The organism is Erythrobacter litoralis (assembly GCF_029760855.1).
Lineage (GTDB): Bacteria > Pseudomonadota > Alphaproteobacteria > Sphingomonadales > Sphingomonadaceae > Qipengyuania > Qipengyuania litoralis_A.
Genome location: NZ_SOSI01000006.1, coordinates 85,811 through 102,566, shown reverse-complemented (window position 1 = coordinate 102,566; position 16,756 = coordinate 85,811). Strand labels below are relative to the sequence as shown.

Annotated in this window: 16 protein-coding genes; 9 read left to right on the top strand and 7 right to left on the bottom strand. The window is 57.1% G+C overall.

The genetic code is table 11. The features are described from left to right. Positions 1-4: 4 nt before the first annotated feature. The 3 genes from traL to E3U23_RS12030 all read right to left on the bottom strand — a co-directional run bounded on the left by traL (position 5) and on the right by E3U23_RS12030 (position 1,467). On the bottom strand, positions 5-292 hold the full coding sequence (traL, locus tag E3U23_RS12040) for a type IV conjugative transfer system protein TraL (protein WP_279351522.1): 288 nt from the start codon (positions 290-292) through the stop codon (positions 5-7). A gap of 25 nt (positions 293-317) precedes the next feature. Beyond that, positions 318-644, bottom strand: coding sequence for a hypothetical protein (locus E3U23_RS12035; RefSeq protein ID WP_279351521.1), 327 nt, complete (start codon positions 642-644; stop codon positions 318-320). Positions 645-1,152: 508 nt separating this feature from the next. Beyond that, complete coding sequence (locus E3U23_RS12030; RefSeq protein WP_279351520.1) at positions 1,153-1,467, bottom strand: hypothetical protein; 315 nt, start codon at positions 1,465-1,467, stop codon at positions 1,153-1,155. Between E3U23_RS12030 and E3U23_RS12025 the strand changes: the two genes are divergently transcribed. Both E3U23_RS12025 and E3U23_RS12020 read left to right on the top strand, forming a co-directional pair. Then, positions 1,460-1,705: an AlpA family transcriptional regulator gene (locus tag E3U23_RS12025; protein WP_431732685.1), complete on the top strand. Its 246-nt coding sequence runs from the start codon at positions 1,460-1,462 to the stop codon at positions 1,703-1,705. The genes E3U23_RS12030 and E3U23_RS12025 overlap by 8 nt on opposite strands. Before the next feature lie 443 nt (positions 1,706-2,148). Then, positions 2,149-2,274, top strand: coding sequence for a hypothetical protein (locus E3U23_RS12020; RefSeq protein WP_279351519.1), 126 nt, complete (start codon positions 2,149-2,151; stop codon positions 2,272-2,274). Positions 2,275-2,356: 82 nt separating this feature from the next. Here the strand turns inward: E3U23_RS12020 and E3U23_RS12015 are convergent, their stop codons facing one another. Then, positions 2,357-3,961, bottom strand: a complete 1,605-nt coding sequence (locus tag E3U23_RS12015) for a GMC family oxidoreductase (RefSeq protein WP_279351518.1) — start codon at positions 3,959-3,961, stop codon at positions 2,357-2,359. 5 nt (positions 3,962-3,966) lie between these two features. Next, the gene (locus E3U23_RS12010; protein ID WP_279351517.1) at positions 3,967-5,436 is read right to left on the bottom strand and encodes an aldehyde dehydrogenase family protein; all 1,470 of its coding nucleotides are present in this window, start codon (positions 5,434-5,436) and stop codon (positions 3,967-3,969) included. Between the two features lie 111 nt (positions 5,437-5,547). Between E3U23_RS12010 and E3U23_RS12005 the strand changes: the two genes are divergently transcribed. Next, on the top strand, positions 5,548-6,735 hold the full coding sequence (locus tag E3U23_RS12005; protein ID WP_279351516.1) for a cytochrome P450: 1,188 nt from the start codon (positions 5,548-5,550) through the stop codon (positions 6,733-6,735). 159 nt (positions 6,736-6,894) lie between these two features. Here E3U23_RS12005 and E3U23_RS12000 read toward each other — a convergent pair whose 3' ends face one another. Continuing rightward, positions 6,895-7,800, bottom strand: coding sequence for an HpcH/HpaI aldolase/citrate lyase family protein (locus E3U23_RS12000; protein WP_279351515.1), 906 nt, complete (start codon positions 7,798-7,800; stop codon positions 6,895-6,897). Positions 7,801-8,268: 468 nt separating this feature from the next. On the opposite strand from E3U23_RS12000, the gene E3U23_RS11995 reads away from it, so the two are divergent. From E3U23_RS11995 to E3U23_RS11985, 3 genes are read left to right on the top strand one after another with little or no spacing between them, the layout of a single operon-like run. Beyond that, on the top strand, positions 8,269-8,685 hold the full coding sequence (locus E3U23_RS11995; protein WP_279351514.1) for a carboxymuconolactone decarboxylase family protein: 417 nt from the start codon (positions 8,269-8,271) through the stop codon (positions 8,683-8,685). Beyond that, positions 8,682-9,890: an MFS transporter gene (locus E3U23_RS11990; protein WP_279351513.1), complete on the top strand. Its 1,209-nt coding sequence runs from the start codon at positions 8,682-8,684 to the stop codon at positions 9,888-9,890. The genes E3U23_RS11995 and E3U23_RS11990 overlap by 4 nt, the downstream gene beginning before the upstream one ends. A gap of 26 nt (positions 9,891-9,916) precedes the next feature. Then, positions 9,917-10,759: an NAD(P)-dependent oxidoreductase gene (locus E3U23_RS11985; protein ID WP_279351512.1), complete on the top strand. Its 843-nt coding sequence runs from the start codon at positions 9,917-9,919 to the stop codon at positions 10,757-10,759. 22 nt (positions 10,760-10,781) lie between these two features. On the opposite strand, the gene E3U23_RS11980 is transcribed toward E3U23_RS11985, so the two are convergent. After that, entirely contained in the window at positions 10,782-11,753 is a 972-nt protein-coding gene (locus E3U23_RS11980) for an NAD(P)H-dependent flavin oxidoreductase (protein ID WP_279351511.1), read from the bottom strand. 107 nt (positions 11,754-11,860) lie between these two features. On the opposite strand from E3U23_RS11980, the gene E3U23_RS11975 reads away from it, so the two are divergent. The 3 genes from E3U23_RS11975 (at position 11,861) to E3U23_RS11965 (ending at position 16,716) form a co-directional block, all read left to right on the top strand. Next, entirely contained in the window at positions 11,861-12,766 is a 906-nt protein-coding gene (locus tag E3U23_RS11975; RefSeq protein WP_279351510.1) for an oxygenase MpaB family protein, read from the top strand. Further along, positions 12,763-13,977, top strand: a complete 1,215-nt coding sequence (locus E3U23_RS11970) for an NADH:flavin oxidoreductase (protein WP_279351509.1) — start codon at positions 12,763-12,765, stop codon at positions 13,975-13,977. The genes E3U23_RS11975 and E3U23_RS11970 overlap by 4 nt, the downstream gene beginning before the upstream one ends. Before the next feature lie 252 nt (positions 13,978-14,229). After that, positions 14,230-16,716, top strand: a complete 2,487-nt coding sequence (locus E3U23_RS11965) for a TonB-dependent receptor (RefSeq protein WP_279351508.1) — start codon at positions 14,230-14,232, stop codon at positions 16,714-16,716. Positions 16,717-16,756 lie beyond the last annotated feature (40 nt).

Here is a 16,756-nt window from a genome sequence, read left to right as displayed (position 1 = left end):
TCCCTCAGCCGGCAAGCAGGCGGCAGTGGGAGGGCGGCGTGGCTTTCAGTCCCAGGAAGCTCCCGGGCAGGTACCAGTAGGCAGCATGAACCAGTTTCGACCCTGCGCCCGATGATTTCGCCTTCCGAAGAGCGAACCAGGCGAACCCGGAAAGGGCTGTGCCGATGATGATGTGCTGCGCTAGGATGCCCCAGGCGAAGGGGACCAGAAGTCCCGCAAACTCGTCGATCGTCCAGAAGCCGATAAGCTCCGGATCGTCGAGCCGCCGTGGAACGAGGTACCTGTCGGCCATGCCGCCCTCCCTTCGTTACCGCGGATCAGATGACCGCGGTCACGACCGAAGTGACGATCGGCACACCTGTGCCAACACCGATCCCGACGCCTACCGGCACCGCGACCTGGCCAAGCGCGAAACGACCCGAGGCCAGCGCGATGAGGCCGCCGGCAAGGCTCAGGACGGTGATGATCTTGCCTCCCGAGCCTTCGAGAAAGTCAGTGAACTTCTGCAGCGCCGGGTCGAAGGTGGTGTCGGCACCGGCATAGGCAGCGCCGGCACAGGCGAGTGCGATGGCAGCAGGAAGCAGATAGTCGCGGGCGCGAATGCCGCGCTTGGCGGCTGCGGGAAAGGCGAGGGACTTGGTCATCGAGAAACTCCGTTTCGAACATTGGTCAGCGAGGCGTTCGCTGTATGTTCTTTCCTCGATTGATCGGCGGGGTGTAGGAAAACGGAAAGTTGTGGGAGCCGCGCGGCGACCAAGAAAAATCGTCGAATTTGATGCGTTGGGGTGGATTTCGAGCGCGATGGGCGGGATTCTGGCGCTGGCTTGCCGGAATTCGCGCCAGTGTTGCCGGATTTCGCGTGCGGCTTGCCGCAATCTGCGCGAATCACGCGAGCGGAGGGTGCGGAGGGCTTCCTATATGTTCCTCGTATGTTCTTTTCGTTTTCCTACAGGAGGCCGTTCACTCTAACGTCGCTCAATGGACGATTCGACTCACAGATCACAAAGCTTAGAGCGGCAAGTCACGCATGAGGGACTCGCTGCCACTGCCCTATCGCCAGATCCTGTTTGCGCGCTCCTTGCATTGGCGGTCCGTCAGAGCGGTCGTACCCGCAAGGAGATCGGTACCCGGAGCGCAATCCATAAGGACGCCTTACGGCGCATCCTTTCCGGTGAGCGCTCGCCAACGCTGCGCGAGGCCACTGCGATCCTTGATGCATCCGGTTCGGCGACCCGCACCTGTCTCGCGCTTTGCCTGGTGGGGGAACACGAGCGGGCGCGCCAGTGGTTGGGAGAACCGGTGGAGGAATTCATCGAGACCTTCCTTGCCGAACTCCCAGCGTCGCTGGGAGACCTGCTTGAGAATCAGATCCAGGATATACGGCCACGCTGGGCTAAGGGTGCCGCCCGCCGTGTTGCGCGGCTCCTGTCGGATCACATCGAAGATCTGGATCGCAGGGATGAACATGTCTTCACATGACAATCCCGGCTACGAAACTAGCAGCGTAGATCAAATCAAGCCCGCCCGGACCGGATGCCGCTTATTGAGGTTGCCCGAGGTGATGTCCAAAGTGGGGCTTCGCCGCACAGCGATCTACGATCGGATGAAGCGAGGTCGCTTTCCCAAATCTCGATCCCTTGGACCCCGGTGTACTGTTTGGCTGGAAGCGGAGATCGACGAATGGATCGGGAATATCGCTAAATAGAGAATTTTGCGAGATGGTAGGATTGTATTTTGTCAGAGCTACAAATATTTGTTCATCTTCTGAGATTAACATATCTCAATATTATCTGATAAATGAGAAAATGTTTGCATCGGCTTAGCACCATTTTCGTATTAACGTGATTATACGAAATGCCGCTTTTCACTCGGTCCTCCGTCTGCTCCGTTCATATTGAGCGCAACATGACGAGAGTTTCTCAATATACGGCTGTCACAGCTATGAGATTCAGCCCCCACCAGCCCAGATCTTTCACCTCTTATATGTTGAATGTGCGGCCCGATCGGTGACGCTCACGCCAGGGCTGTAGGGCCGGGAGAACAGCGCCTGTCTTGCAGATGAGCCGCATCGCCAGTAAGCCTGCGTTTGCTCGTTTCCATTAATTTAATATGCCAGTTGTAGCACAGGCTCTGGACAAAGCACTACTTATGGAACAGATGGGTAATGCTATCTTCGCCGAGCAGAGCATCCAGCACAGTCCCGATGATTCCTTCTGCCAAAAACTGGCGGTGCGTCTTGGGGTGAATATTCCAAACGATCCGCTCGGACCGTAGGCATTCGGAGATTATTCGAACTATCTTTGCTGTTTACGTCCTGAAACCAAATAAGAAAATAAAACGCCCATAATGACAACCTCTAATGACTAGACGTCTGGATCATGGCGGCAGCCTTTTCGCCGATCATCATAGCGGGGGCATTTGTGTTGCCGCTTACGATATTCGGCATGATCGAGGCGTCGGCCACCCGCAAACCTGCGACTCCATGAACTCGTAGTTCCTCATCGACAACCGCCAGCCTATCTCCGTCAATGCCCATCCGGCAGCTGCCGACAGGGTGATAGGGTGTCTCCGCATGTTCGCGAACCCAAGCATCGATCTCGCTGTCGCTCCTGACATCACGCCCCGGCAGAATCTCCGCGCCGCTGATCGCTTGCAATGGATCTTGCGAGATAATCTCCCGCGAGAGTTTAACGCAGTTGCGCATTCCCATCTTGTCTGCTTCAGTCGCCATATGGTTGTAGAAGATGCGCGGTGCTTCGAATGGATCGGCGCTCTTTGCATCGACCCTTCCTCGGCTCTCAGGGTGCAGGATACACATATGGAAGGTGTACCCGTCCTCCTTGATAGGCTCCCCGCGGACAATTATCGAAGGGACGAAGACCAATTGATGGTCCGGCCGATCGAGCTCCGGCCGGGAACGGAAAAAGCCCCCGATGGGCGAGAATGATTGTGACAGCACGCCAGTTTTGAACAGGGCGTACTGGATGCCTGCCTTCGCCGCGCGCCAACCCTTGACCTGCGAAGAGATCGCGAAGGGTTCGGTGCAGATGTTGCCGACGCTCAGATCCAGGTGATCGTGGAAATTTGCGCCTACCCCGGGCAAGTCGTGCGTTGCGGCGATACCCGCTTCCTTCAACCGCTCGGCATCTCCGATACCTGACAACTGCAGGATATGCGGCGATTGGACGGCACCGGCAGACAGGATGACTTCGCTGTCGGCACTGACTGTCACCGGAGCGGAGCCGCTCTCCGTCGCATATTCGACCCCCGTCGCGCGTCCTTTGTCGATCAGGATACGGGTAATATGCGCGCCGGTCCGTATTTCCAGGTTCGGGCGGCGTCGCGCAGGGTCGAGAAATGCCTTGGCTGCACTTTGCCGCTTGCCGCGCTGGAGATTGAAATCATACCAGCCGATGCCTTCCTGCGTTTCACCATTGAAGTCAGGATTGAAGGGGTATCCGGCTTGCATTGCCGCATCGACCACCGCCTGGTGCAGTGGATTGCCCTGTTTTGCGTTCGTGATCGGCAATGGCCCACCCGATCCGTGAAATTCGCTTGGTCCATCGACGTGATCTTCCGATTTTCGGAACAGCGGCAGCAGGTCGTCGTAGCTCCAGCCTTTCAGCCCCATCTGCGCCCACTGATCATAGTCCCGGCTATTGCCACGAATGTAGACCATGCCGTTGATCGCCGAACTGCCTCCAAGACCACGCCCACGCGGGCAATAGATGCGGCGATTGTTGAGGTGCGGTTCGGGCTCGCTCATGAAGGCCCAGTTGTGGACATTCGGTTTGCCTACAAGATATGCCGCGCCGAGTGGAAAGTCGATCACACGTTTCCGATTGTCGGTCCCTGCTTCGAGGAGAAGGACCCGAACAGCAGGATTTTCCGACAGGCGAGAAGCCACGACGCAGCCCGCCGACCCTGCGCCAATCACTATATAGTCATAGCCCTCTGCCATGGCGTTCAGGCCGGACTTGGTTCGGGCATGGCAACACATTTGGTCTCGAGATATTCTTCGAAGCCTTCCGCTCCGGACTCGCGCCCGATGCCACTCTGCTTGTAGCCGCCGAAGGGCGCGTCGCCAGCGTACCACATACCCCCATTGATGCTGAACGTGCCGGTTCGGATGCGTCGCGCAATGGCGAGGGCGCGTTCCATGTTCGAAGAGTGGACAGCACCCGAAAGGCCGTAATCGCTATCGTTGGCGATACGCACAGCGTCCACATCGTCATCGTAGGGGATGACGACCAGGACCGGCCCGAAAATTTCCTCGCGGGCGATGCGCATATCGTTCGTGACATTCGCGAAAAGCGTGGGTTCGACGAAGAATCCCTCGGCCTTGTCCGCAGGAATGCCGCCGCCGGTCACGAGCGTGGCGCCTTCCTGCTTGCCGATCGCGATGTATTCCAGAACGCGTTGCTGCTGTTGTTCGGAGATCAGCGAGCCCATAATCTGCATCGGTGAGCTGGGATCGCCGTACTCGATGCTTTCAAATGCTTGCTTAAGGATAGCGACGGCCTCATCATGGCGCGTGCGCGGAACGAGAAGCCGTGTGATGGTTGCGCATCCCTGGCCGGCATGGAAGCAGACCATGGCTCCGCCTGCGACGGTCTTCGCGAAATCCTCGACATCATCGAGTATGATGCTGGCTGATTTTCCGCCGAGCTCGAGAAAAACCTTTGCGACGCGTTGCGAAGCCGATGCCATGATCGTCTTGCCCGTGGCGGTGGACCCGGTGAAAGAGATGGCATCGATCCTCGGGTCGGCAACGAGGGCTGCCCCGATTGTCGCGGCATCGGCGCTGGTCACGACATTGAGAACGCCCGCGGGCAGACCGGCTTCAACGGCCAGCTCTCCCAGAAGGGCGCCGCACATCGGTGTTTCAGGTGCAGGCTTGAGGACAACGGTGCAGCCAGCAGCGAGTGCAGGCAGCACTTTTGCTATATTGATCTGGTTAGGAACGTTCCAGGGCGTGATTGCAGCAACCACGCCAACGGCCTCCTTCCACACCTTGCGGCGACTCTTGAACCCGAACATCTCGGCAGTGCCTATATCCTGTTCCCACTCGTATCCTTCGGCGAAATCTAGCCAACCGTCGATCATGCCGAGAGGCGCATCGCAAGCCGCCGAAAAAACGGTGGCACCAGGAGCGCCAACCTCGTCGCGCGCGAGGTCGGCGAAACGCTGGCGATTGGCTTTCAGCACATCTGCGTATTGTCGCAAGGAGGCGATGCGTTTTGTGTGGTCGGTGGGCCAGTCGGTGTCGTCAAAAGCCCGACGTGCTGCAGCGATCCCCTCTTGCAGATCTTCCATGCCGCCATCTGCAGCGTGGCCAATCTCGCTGCCGTTCCAGGGCGAGATATCCGGATAAGTGGCACAGTTTTCGGCATCACGAAGTTCGCCGTCAATCAAGAGCTTTGTATTAGGATACATCAATCAGTCTCCACCGACAGCGTCTCAATCCATCATAGGCTGCCATTTGCCAATTGAGTGACCTCTTTGGGTGCGCTACACAAGCCAATAACATAGACCGAGGAGCCGGACATGTTCGATCCGTACAGCAGGGAATATGCTGAGGACCCATATTCGGTCTACGCGCGTCTCCGCGAGGAAGCGCCGGTCTTCCATAACACTGAGATGAACTTCTGGGCGCTCTCGCGCTACGAGGACGTGGTCGCCGCCCACCGCGATGCCAGGACCTTCTGCAGTTCAGGCGGGGTGACGATCGAAGGCCTCGAAGCCGGCCGGCCCCTGCTTATATTGAAGGACCAACCGGAGCATGGCATTGCCAAAGGCTTCGTCGTCAAGATGTTCAGCCGGGCTAGGATGGAGGCGCTCGATACCTTCATTCGCAAGCGCGCGGTGGAATTGCTCGAGGCGTTATATGAAGAACACGGCGCGAGCGGCGAATGCGATCTGGTCAGCCAGTTTTCGGTTCGTTTGCCCTTGGACGTCATTAGTGAGCTGCTGGGTATTCCGGTGGAACATCGTGAGAGAATCCACCACCTGTGCAACCGCGTAGTTGCGCGCGGCGAGGGCACGAGTCCCGAAGATGCGATGATGGCCAGCATGGAACTTACCGGTCTCTACATCGGCCTTGCCGCAGAAAGACGGGCCAATCCGACGGATGATGTTATCTCGATGCTGATTGCCGACGAGCAGGTAGCCGAGGATGGCAATATCGTCACCATGAGCGACGAAGTGATCGGCGTTCGCTTCATGGAGCTGGGCTTTGCAGGCCATGAGACGCTGGCAAAGGCCATTCCCAACGGATTGATGGCGTTTCATCATTTCCCGGGTCAATGGAAAGCGCTTGTTGCGGAACCATCACTAATGGACCGAGCGATACACGAGATCTTGCGCTACGATCCGCCTTCGCACCTCCAGGGGCGGACCACTACGCGCAAGGTAGAGATGCACGGCGTGACGATCCCCAAAGGCGAGCGCGTCATGCTGCTGACAGGCAGCGCTGTCAGGGATCCCGACGCGTTCGATGCTCCCGAGTCGTTCGATGTCACGCGACTTACCGACCCAAGATCGGTCTATTTCGGGTTCGGCGTGCATAAATGTCTCGGAATTCATTTGGCCCAGCGTGAACTGACGATCGTGTTCGAAGAGCTGACGCGGCGTTTCCCGAAATTCTCTTGCGACCCCTCCCGAGCGGAGAGGGCGGTCATGAGCAACGTACGCGGCGTGAAGAACTTGCCTTCGAAATTAGGGGCACATGCTTGATGCAAATTGGCTTGGGCGAGACGCGGTCGCCCAACGGACGTGTGACGGCACGAGGGTTTCGGCCATTTGGGTTCATCGATGATTGATCTTGCGAACGACCCGCTTATCGAAACCGTTAAGCATTGGACTCTCAAGTCTCAGGTCGGGGGCAAAATGACATCAGCCTTCTTGGCTATCCAGTATTTTTCTGGCTGCTTTCAAATGAACGATGTCGATCATCTTTCCGTCTAGCGATAGAGCACCTGCGTTCGGATTTGCATTGAATAAGTCGACGACCTTTGTCGCCCATCCGACATCGACCTTAGACTTGTCGAATACCCGATTGATAACCGGGACCTGATCAGGATGTATCGCCAGCATCCCGTCGAACCCCAGATTTCCGGCTGCGCGAGCGGAACTTTCAAATTGCGTCAAGTCGCGGAAGTTCGGATCTACTGTTTCGATTGCGGCAACGCCCGCAGCTCGGCTCCCCGCCAGGCAAAGCGACCTTGCCAATTTGAAAGGGTCCAAAAATTCCCCATGGCAATCGCGATTTTTGGAGCTCGACAACGAATTCGCGAAGTCCTCGGCGCCCCATGTAATAGCTAACAGTCTTTGCAGCCCGCCGAAGTTGCCGAAATCGAAAAGCGAGGAAGCTGTTTCTCCGCCAACTGCTAGAATGGGGGTGGTGGTCGTATCGAGTCCGGCAGCCGCTTCTAGAGCGGTCAAATAGTTTGCAAGAACTTCTACTTCCCGAGGTGTCGCCTTCGGGAGGACTATACCATCGGGTTTGTGAGGCACAATCGCTACGAGATCGTGCATCGCATCCTTGGTGTCGAGAGAGTTGACGCGGACCCAAATGGAAGTTGGTCGATCTTCAAGACTCAGTAGATCTGCAGCTGTTTTTCTAGCCACGGACTTCGCGTTCGAGGCTACAGAGTCTTCCAAATCTAGGATCAGAGCGTCCGCACCAACTGAGGTAGCTTTAGCGATCTTGCGCTCAGAATCGCCGGGAACAAACAGAAGCGATCTCATTCGATTTGGCTGCTTCCAACCGTTCATTGTCGGAGTTTCATGAAGGTCCATGCCTTGCCTGACCTCATTCACCACCTTTGGATACTAGTGCCCAAACAGGCGACGGATCAAACGGAGAGCCGGATTTTGCCAAGCTTGTAACTTTCTGGGTTCAGGACTCACTGGTTTGTCGTCGACCTGCAGCCAGACAACGTCGTATCCGACCTGTACCATTCTCGAACGTGGCTCGGTGGTCGAATGCCTCACAGTCTGTACTCCCTCTTCGGCTCCGATCGTCAGAACCGCATCCTACTATCACGCTTGGTAACGCAAGCGGATGGCTCAGTCATTAAAAAAGATACCTCTTTTGTGTTAACGGAAGGCGATGCGTGTGATCCGGTTAATCCTAGGCATGCTTACTGCAGGCGTCTTCTAGCGGATAATCTTGGACGGGTAGCTCGCAAAAAGAGGTATATCTTTAGGTGCAGGCATATTAGGTCTGCTGCGAACATGCAGCGGTAGCTGCTGAGGGAGAGACAAGTGACCGAAGAAGAAATCATCGAGCATGGCCAGCAGGTTTTCGAAGACTGCTACCGTGGCGTCGTTCCCATGCCGCCAAACATTCAGCCGTCCAATTTCGCCGGCCTTACGATGAAGATGTTCCACGATTATTGGGGTAATTTCGATGACAACCTATCCATGCGCGACAAGCGCTTGGTCATCTTGGGTGGGTTGATCATGGCAGGGCATGACAACATGGTGACGATCCATGCGGAATGTGCGCTGCGGAACGGTGAGATGGATGCCAACACCCTCCGAAACGTAGCGATGATGGCACTTCCCTACGCCGGTTTTCCTGCGACTTCGCCGTGTTATCTCGCGATCGAAAAGGTGATCGCGAAATGCGCCGCAGAGGGCGTTGAAGGCGCCGGAACTCCGCGCGAAGCAGCATCGTGACGAGCGCCCCCACGCGGCAGCTGAATTGGGCGGGTAAGGCGGTCCTCCTGTTTGGCGGTGTGTTGCCGGGCATAGCGACCGGCACCATCTCGGTAATGCTTCCCGGGATCTCCGAGGCTTTCGGAGGCGGTGGCGAGAGCAATTTGCTGATTACCATGGTAGCTACCGCCGCAGGTCTGGGCATGATGCTCGGCGCGCCGATCGGTGGGTATATCGCAGATCGGGTTGGTCGCAGGTTCGTACTCGTTGCTGCAGTTGCCCTCTTTGCGACCTTCGGGCTCAGCGCAATGCTGGTTTCTGAGCTTTGGCAGCTGATTGCCGCGCGGCTTGTCATCGGTTTTGCATCAGGGGCGATGACAGCCACATATGTCGCGATCATCGCGGACAACTTCGACGACAAGGCGCAAGGCAAGTGGGTCGGTTTCAATGCCTCTATTGCCGTGTTGTTTGTGGTTTTACTTAACCCCGTGGCTGGAGCGCTCGTCGATACCGGCTGGCGCAACGGCTTCCTCGTCTATGCCGTATCTCTCCCTGTGCTCCTGCTGGCGGTGCTGGGCATCCCGAAGAGAGATCCGGCTGAGGACGAAGTTCCTGAGCAGACGAACCTGATGGGTCTGATCCGAGCTATTCCTCGACTGGGGCAGACGGCGCTTCTTGCTACTATTGGCGGTACGCTGGCCACAGGAACGGTCCTGTACTGGCCGTTCCGGTTTCGCGAACTTGGTATCACCTCGGCTGAACAACTGGCTTATCACTACATTCCCAACGTGATGGTCGTGTTCATAGCTGCATTTTCGTATGGCTGGGTGCGCAAATGGCTGTCTGTCAACCAGGTCTTTGCGGTCTCCGGGGCAATATCGGCTTTCGGCCTTTTAATCGTAGCGCTGGCCCCTGATCCGATAACGGCTGCTGTTGGTCTCACGATCGAGGGTGCGGCGATTGGATTGATGACACCGAACCTTTCCATTTACGCCATCTCGATCGCGCCAGCCCATTCACGTGCACGCGTGGTCGGGCTCATGAAAGGCGTATATTACGGCAGTCCGTTTCTCACGCAATTCGCGCTCGAAGGCATAAATGCAGTAGCGGGAATCTCAGCAACATTGCTCGCAATTGCTGCCATGTCGTTCTGCCTCACGCTTTACATGCTGATAGAGATGAAACGCGGTACGGTTGTGGCGCCAGCAACAGCCGATAAGGGCTGACGGGAACACGCGACAGGAGAATACGAGTGACCAAGGTGGCTTTCATAGGTTTGGGGAGCATGGGCGCTCCGCTGGCGAAGTTGATCGCCAAGGGCGGGCATGATCTGTCGGTGTACGATCCGTTCCCCAAAGCGACCGAGGCATTCGAGGGCGTGGCGCGTATCGCGAGTTCGCCAGCCGATTGTGCCGCCGGGATCGAAGTTGCCTGCATTTGTGTGCGCGACGATGCACAGGTGCGTGACGTGCTCTTCGGCGAAAACGGGATGGCCGACGCGCTCGCGCAAGGAGCTCTTGTTGCGATCCACAGCACCATCGCTGTCGAGGCGCTCAAGGACATTGCCAGCAAACTGGCAGAGAAAGACATCGCAACGATCGATGCTCCGGTTTCGCGTACGCGACAGACGACGGATGACGCATTCGTCTATTGTATGCTTGGCGGTGAGGCTGAGGACATTGAGCGGTCCGAACCGGTTGTGCAAACGTTTGCGACCGAGTTCTCGCACATGGGTGGACTTGGTGCCGGTATGGCGACGAAGATCACGAACAATATGGTGACATGGGTGCAGATCGTGATCGCGCTCCAGGGAGCGACACTTGCCATCAAGAGCGGTGTCGAACTCGATCAATTGCTCACCGTTATGCGTGCCAATGGCAATCTGACACCCACGATGGGGGCGATCATCGGAGGCAAGCTGCAAGCCCCCTCATCGCCCGAACGCGAAGAATTGTTCGCTAGTCAGGGCGGGATCGGAGAGAAGGACCTGCTGTTGGCTCTCGAGACGGCCGAGAAGGTCGGTCTCGATACCCAGATGATCCGCGAAGCGCAGGGTCTTGTGCGAGGGCTTATGGCGGGCCCATCCGTCTACTGACCGAGGCCATCGAAAGCTGGGATCAGGCAGCGAGGCCGTTCAGACGCTCTCGGATGATGCCGTGGGCTTCGTCCATGATGCGCGAAACAAGTTCGCCGGCCCTAGGCGTGTCATGGATCAAGCCCTGGATCTGACCGCCCCAGAAAAGGCCTGCGTCCATATTGCCTGATTCTAGTAATTCGCGCCCTTTCACGCCGCGCACCAATTCGGCCACATCATCAAATTTCGCCTCGGGGCGGGCGAGTATTTCGACTACTCGATCTGACAGGCCTGTTTTCGCGACCCGAGCCGTATTGTGCAGGTTGCGGAAGATCAGGTTGGTCGACCGCTCGTCATTGTCGATGAATGCCTGTTTGCAGTTGTCGTGAATGGGGGCCTCTTGCGTAGCGCAGAAGCGCGTCCCCATGTTGATCCCGTCGGCACCGAGGGCAAGCGCCGCGACAAGACCGCGACCATCGCCGAAACCGCCGCTGGCGATGACTGGAATGTCGATCTTGTCGACGCAGGCAGGGATCAGGATCAGGCCGGGAATATCGTCTTCACCAGGGTGACCTGCGCACTCGAAGCCGTCGATAGAGATTGCATCGACACCCATTTTCTGGGCCGATACGGCGTGACGCACCGATGTGCATTTGTGCACCACCTTAATACCGTGCGCTCGCAGATCGTTGATGTGCTCCTGAGGCCTGTTGCCTGCTGTTTCGACGATTTTTACGCCTCCTTCGATGATCGCACGACGGTACTCGGAATAAGGCGCTCCGCTCATTCGTGGAAGGATCGTCAGGTTTACTGCGAAGGGCTTGTCCGTCAACTCGCGGACGTTTTCGATTTCGGCAAGCAGATCTTCCGGCGTTGGCTGGGTGAGGGCCGTGATAGTGCCTAATGCACCGGATTCGGACACGGCTGCCGCGAGGTCTGCGCGACCCACCCACATCATGCCTCCCATCATGATCGGATGCTCGATACCCATCAGTTCGGTGAAACGCGTCTGCATGGCCTGCTCCCAAAGTCTGTCATGCCGGACAGATTGTCAGTTGATCTCGGAGAAATCCATAAATAGAGATACCTGAATTGCAAGCGTGAAGATGCAGGAGTTTAATCTTGGGCAAGCCGAAGACATGGCTGGGAGAGGGGGATCGCCATGCGCGTCAGCGGCGGATGGAAACCCTCAATCTCCAGAAGGACTGGCTCGAGATCGGTGGGCTCACTTCCGCAGACTTTCTGTCGATTATTTTCCCCGTGCCGTTCGCGGGTTTTATGACGACATTTGCGGCGCCTCGAATGTCGCGCATCCTCCATTCGACCGGTGAATTGACCAACAGGGTGGCGAAGCGCGCGGTTGATACGATCCTCTTCTCTTCGACGCTTCACACCCATGGGTTCGGCACACCCGAGGGCCGCAAGGCTGCACAGAAGGTCAATGCCCTTCATGCCCAATATGATATCCATCCCGATGATTTCGTGCTGGTTGGCTGCGACCCACTGATCTTCACGCTGGACCTGTTCGACAAGTACGGCTGGCGCGAACTGTCCGCCAAGGAAAGGGAGGCCCAGCGCCTCTACTACGACCGACAGGCCCGTGCCTTCGGTTCGCGCAAGCCGCTTCCGAAGACCGAAGTCGAGATGCGTGAATTCGTCGATAACTATTTCGAAACGCAGCTATTCTTTGAGCCTCAGAACAAGGAAATGGCTGAGATCACGCTCGATTGGTACACGGGACTCGCACCCAGGCCCTTGCGCGGTATCATGCGCAAAATTCTCCTTTCGACCCTTGATCCGCGCATTGTGAAAGCGTGCGGACTGGAGGTTCCGAACAGGCTGGATCGCACGATCTCTCATCTTGCGATGAAGGCTTTGGCAAGCAAGGATCCCTTGCCGGACGGAAGACCGGACATGCTCAGCGAGCTCGTGGCGCAGGTCTATCCTGAGGGCTATCGTATCGAAGACCTTGGGCCGAAACTGAAATCTTCGCACTCTCCTACGGCAGAAGGAGCGGCGACGGCATGAGCGATTCCGACAAAAACGAAGGGCTGGAAAGCTACAAAAAGAGTATGCTCTCCGGCCTCGACAGCAAGGCCTCCGAGACTGACGCGCAGCTTTCCGACGGCGAACTCGATGTTTCGCCTCTTTTCGAACCTTTACGGGTAGGCTCCGCCACGCTCCCGAACCGTGTCGTAATGGCGCCGATGACGCGCAATATGTCGCCCGGCGGCGTTCCCGATGACAAGGTGGCGGCCTATTACCGGCGTCGTGCAGCTGGCGGGACCGGCCTGATCCTGACGGAAGGGACATATGTCCCTGATCCAGCAGCAGGTTTCTCTCCAAATGTACCGCGCATTCATGGTGAAGAGGCACTTGAGGGCTGGCGCCAAGTGGTCCAGGGAGTTCATGACGAAGGCGGCTGCATCTTCCCGCAGCTCTGGCATGTCGGCCTGATGCCTTTGCCTACCGATGATTTCGATCCGCAGGACGCGATCAGTCCGTCTGGCTATCTACGCCGGGACGAGAAGATCGGCCGGGAGGCGCGGGGAGACGAGATCGAACGCGCAATCGAGGCGTTCGGAGCCGCTGCCCGTAGCGCGATGGACTTGGGCTGTGACGGAATCCAGATCCATGGCGCGCATGGGTATCTGATCGACCAGTTCTTTTGGGACGTCACGAACAGGCGAAATGATGCTTTCGGTGGCAATTCGCTCGTCGAACGTTCGCGCGTTGCAGTCGCTATTGTGGAAGCCTGCAGGGCCGCCACTGCACCTGACTTTCCGATCTCGTTTCGTCTGTCGCAATGGAAACAGCAGGATTTCGGGGCTCGCCTCGCACCGACCCCGCAAGATCTTGAGCGCTTCCTTACGCCGCTGGCCGATGCCGGTGTGGACATCTTCGATTGTTCGACCCGGCGTTTCTGGGAGCCGGAGTTCGAAGATAGCGACATGAACCTGGCGGGATGGGCCAAGAAGTTGACGGGCAAGGTGACGTCGACGGTTGGCTCGATCACGCTCAGCACCGACCTGTTCTCGGGATATGTCGAAGGGGCAGAGACAGCGATAGGAAACCTTGGACGATTGGTCGACATGTTCGGACGTGGAGATTTCGATCTCGTGAGCATCGGTAGAGCCTCCATCGCGGACCCTGAGTGGGCCAATAAGGTTCGCGAAGGGAAACTAAATAAAATCAATGGGTTCGATGTCCAAGTTCTGCAGCAGACTGAACTTTACTGATCCTCGGCTGCATGGCGTCTGCACCTGTAATTTCGGGCCGTTCGAGCTATCTGAAGTTGGCGACTCCCACCTACCGAAGCGCAATTGAGTTATATCTATTGCGCTACGCATCGTATGGTATAACCTTTGCTTAATCAGGTAGCTGAATAGCCTGAAATTGGAAGTGCCGGGCTCAGTCAGGCTTGGCCTAGAGGATGTGGGAGGTATCCAATGGTGCTGAGGCAATCAGTAGGTGTTTCAACCAAAGCTTTCTTGAATTCTGCGGTCGCGCTGTCCGTCATGATCGGCTTCTCCGTTTCAGCTCAGGCGCAAAGCGTGTCGGATGAAGCGGACGAGAATTTGGGTGCGGCTACGAGTCCTGAGCTCACGGACGGCAATGTGATCGTGGTTACGGCCCGCCGCGTCGACGAGGACGTTCAGGACATTCCGATCTCTGTCGGTGTGCTTGGTTCCGAATCTCTGGAAGCAAACAACATCCAGGCCTTTCAGGATCTCAAAGGTTCGGTCGTGGGCCTCACGACGTCGCGCACAGGTACAGCTGCCGGTGGCTACGTAACTATCCGAGGCGTCACTCCTGTAGCAAGTCCGCAGCCCGCCTCCGATCAGGGTGTCGGATTCTTCATCGACGGCGTCTCGATCGCTCGCAGCCAGGGAGCGGGCGCTCCGCTCGTCGACATTGCACGCGTGGAAGTCCTCCGCGGCCCGCAAGGAACGCTCTTCGGGCGGAACAGCTCGATCGGTGCAATCAACTTCATTACCAACACTCCCGTTGATGAGTTCACCGCGTCCGCCAGTGCCAGCTATGGCAATTATGATGAGGTGGAGCTGAAGGGCATAGTCAATCTTCCGCTTGGCGAGAACCTGATCGCGCGTTTCGCTTTCCGCCATCACGAGCAGGATGGTGATGTAATAAATACCAATGAGGGCACGGGCTATATTTATCCGGAGCCTTTCGGCGCAATTCCCCCGACTGAAAGCTTCGACCAAAGCAATTCAGAATCTTACTTGGCGCGCCTGCGTTACACCGGGATCGAAGGGGTGACGGTCGATTACAAGTATGACCGCCAGGAACTGGAACTTTCGCCGGGTTCGCAGCAGTTGATCGGGTACAACCCGTCGAATGCGCTGACCGGACTGCTGGCTGGTCTTGCACCATTCCAAGCACCAGGCGCTGTCGTCCAGAGCTTCGATCGACTGGCTGCGGTGAATGAAGATCATGCGCCACTGCAATCGGTCGACAATGATGGCCACATGCTCGATATCAAGGTCGATGTAGGTGATAATTCGCAGCTCCGCAGCATCACTGCCTATCGCACAACCAAGAGCAACGGCGCGACCGATCTCGATGGCGGCGCGTGGGTCATCCCTGACGTGCTTTCCGGGCCGACCGGTGGCTTCTTTTCGGGCTTCCCTTTGACGAATCCGTTCAATCCGGCCGGACCGATCCTTCCTGCCGGACCACTGTGCGTATCGTGCTCGGTAAACAATCTGGACCAGCATGCATGGTCGCAAGAATTGCAATTTACGGGTGAAGCTGGACCGCTCGGTTATACGCTCGGTGCATATTATTTCGACGAACACGCCGAATTTACGAATACCTACTCCGTTTTCGCTTACCAGCAACAGGCACCGGCAACCTATACGCCAACTCAAGGCGTGTCTGTCCCGCCTTTGGGCACGCCTGGCGACTACGTGCTTGGGAATGATGGCATTTACGACAACGCGTCCTATGCCCTTTACGGTCATCTCGACTACGAGTTTTCGCAATTGATCGATGTCTCGCTTGGCCTGCGTCATACATGGGATGATCGCCGCACCAACGATCTACGGGCAGCACCGCTGGGTTCGGGCTTGAGCACCTATGATGACAGCCGGTTTACTTGGGACGCCGCTCTCAACGTGCACCCTACGCCGGACATCCTCGTTTTCGCAAAATATGCCCGGGGCTACACTTCGGGCGGCATCGACAGTAACATCACCTTCGTTCCCGAAGTGAGCGACCAGGTGGAACTTGGTTTCAAGTCGGAATTCGCGAATGGGCGAGTTCGTGTGAACGGCTCCATCTACAAAACGTGGATCGAAAATCGACAAAGCACGGTCCCCAACACTTCTTCGGGTGCTAACTGCAGTCCGGTACTGCTGGCAGCGGGTTTTACCGCTGGCAACTGCCCGGTTGGTCTATTCGTCTTTAACCTTCCGGGAACAAGCACGATACAGGGCCTCGAGCTCGAAACCTTCTTCGAGCCGATCGATGGGCTGGTACTCACGGCCAATCTGGGTCTGAATGATCCTGAATTCAGCACGGGTGAACTGCACCGTGCGCCGAAGGAAAATATCGCGTTTTCAGCACAGTACGCTTTCCCTGAATTCGGGAACGGCATGTTCCTCAATGCGCGCCTCGATGGCGACTATCGCGGCGATTATTATGCGACTGGGGGCAATATTCCCGGGCAATTCGATACTGGATCCGTACCTGCGCCGCTTCGCAATGGTCTGACCGATGCCGCTTATATCGCTGCGCTTGAACAGGCGACAATCGCGGGCGACTACTGGTTGGTGAACGGTCGGATTGCCTTGTCGGACATACCGCTCGGTGGTGCCCGCGCAGAGCTGGCCGGCTATGTCCGCAACCTCTTTGATACCGATGCGGCGTATTTCACCGTGAACTACGGTGCAAGCTACCATGCATCGTTCGAGCGCCCCCGCACCTACGGCGTGTCGCTATCGCTCGAGTTCTGACCTTCTCTCTCCGGTTTGACACCGAAATACGTTTCAGGCG

What these genes read in the sequence shown, in the direction of transcription:
- traL (WP_279351522.1), bottom strand. Translation starts at nt 292, where the DNA reads ATGGCCGACAGGTACCTCGTTCCACGGCGGCTCGACGATCCGGAGCTT.
- E3U23_RS12035 (WP_279351521.1), bottom strand. Translation starts at nt 644, where the DNA reads ATGACCAAGTCCCTCGCCTTTCCCGCAGCCGCCAAGCGCGGCATTCGC.
- E3U23_RS12025 (WP_431732685.1), top strand. Translation starts at nt 1,460, where the DNA reads ATGAACATGTCTTCACATGACAATCCCGGCTACGAAACTAGCAGCGTA.
- E3U23_RS12030 (WP_279351520.1), bottom strand. Translation starts at nt 1,467, where the DNA reads ATGTTCATCCCTGCGATCCAGATCTTCGATGTGATCCGACAGGAGCCG.
- E3U23_RS12020 (WP_279351519.1), top strand. Translation starts at nt 2,149, where the DNA reads ATGGAACAGATGGGTAATGCTATCTTCGCCGAGCAGAGCATCCAGCAC.
- E3U23_RS12015 (WP_279351518.1), bottom strand. Translation starts at nt 3,961, where the DNA reads ATGGCAGAGGGCTATGACTATATAGTGATTGGCGCAGGGTCGGCGGGC.
- E3U23_RS12010 (WP_279351517.1), bottom strand. Translation starts at nt 5,436, where the DNA reads ATGTATCCTAATACAAAGCTCTTGATTGACGGCGAACTTCGTGATGCC.
- E3U23_RS12005 (WP_279351516.1), top strand. Translation starts at nt 5,548, where the DNA reads ATGTTCGATCCGTACAGCAGGGAATATGCTGAGGACCCATATTCGGTC.
- E3U23_RS12000 (WP_279351515.1), bottom strand. Translation starts at nt 7,800, where the DNA reads ATGGACCTTCATGAAACTCCGACAATGAACGGTTGGAAGCAGCCAAAT.
- E3U23_RS11980 (WP_279351511.1), bottom strand. Translation starts at nt 11,753, where the DNA reads ATGCAGACGCGTTTCACCGAACTGATGGGTATCGAGCATCCGATCATG.
- E3U23_RS11970 (WP_279351509.1), top strand. Translation starts at nt 12,763, where the DNA reads ATGAGCGATTCCGACAAAAACGAAGGGCTGGAAAGCTACAAAAAGAGT.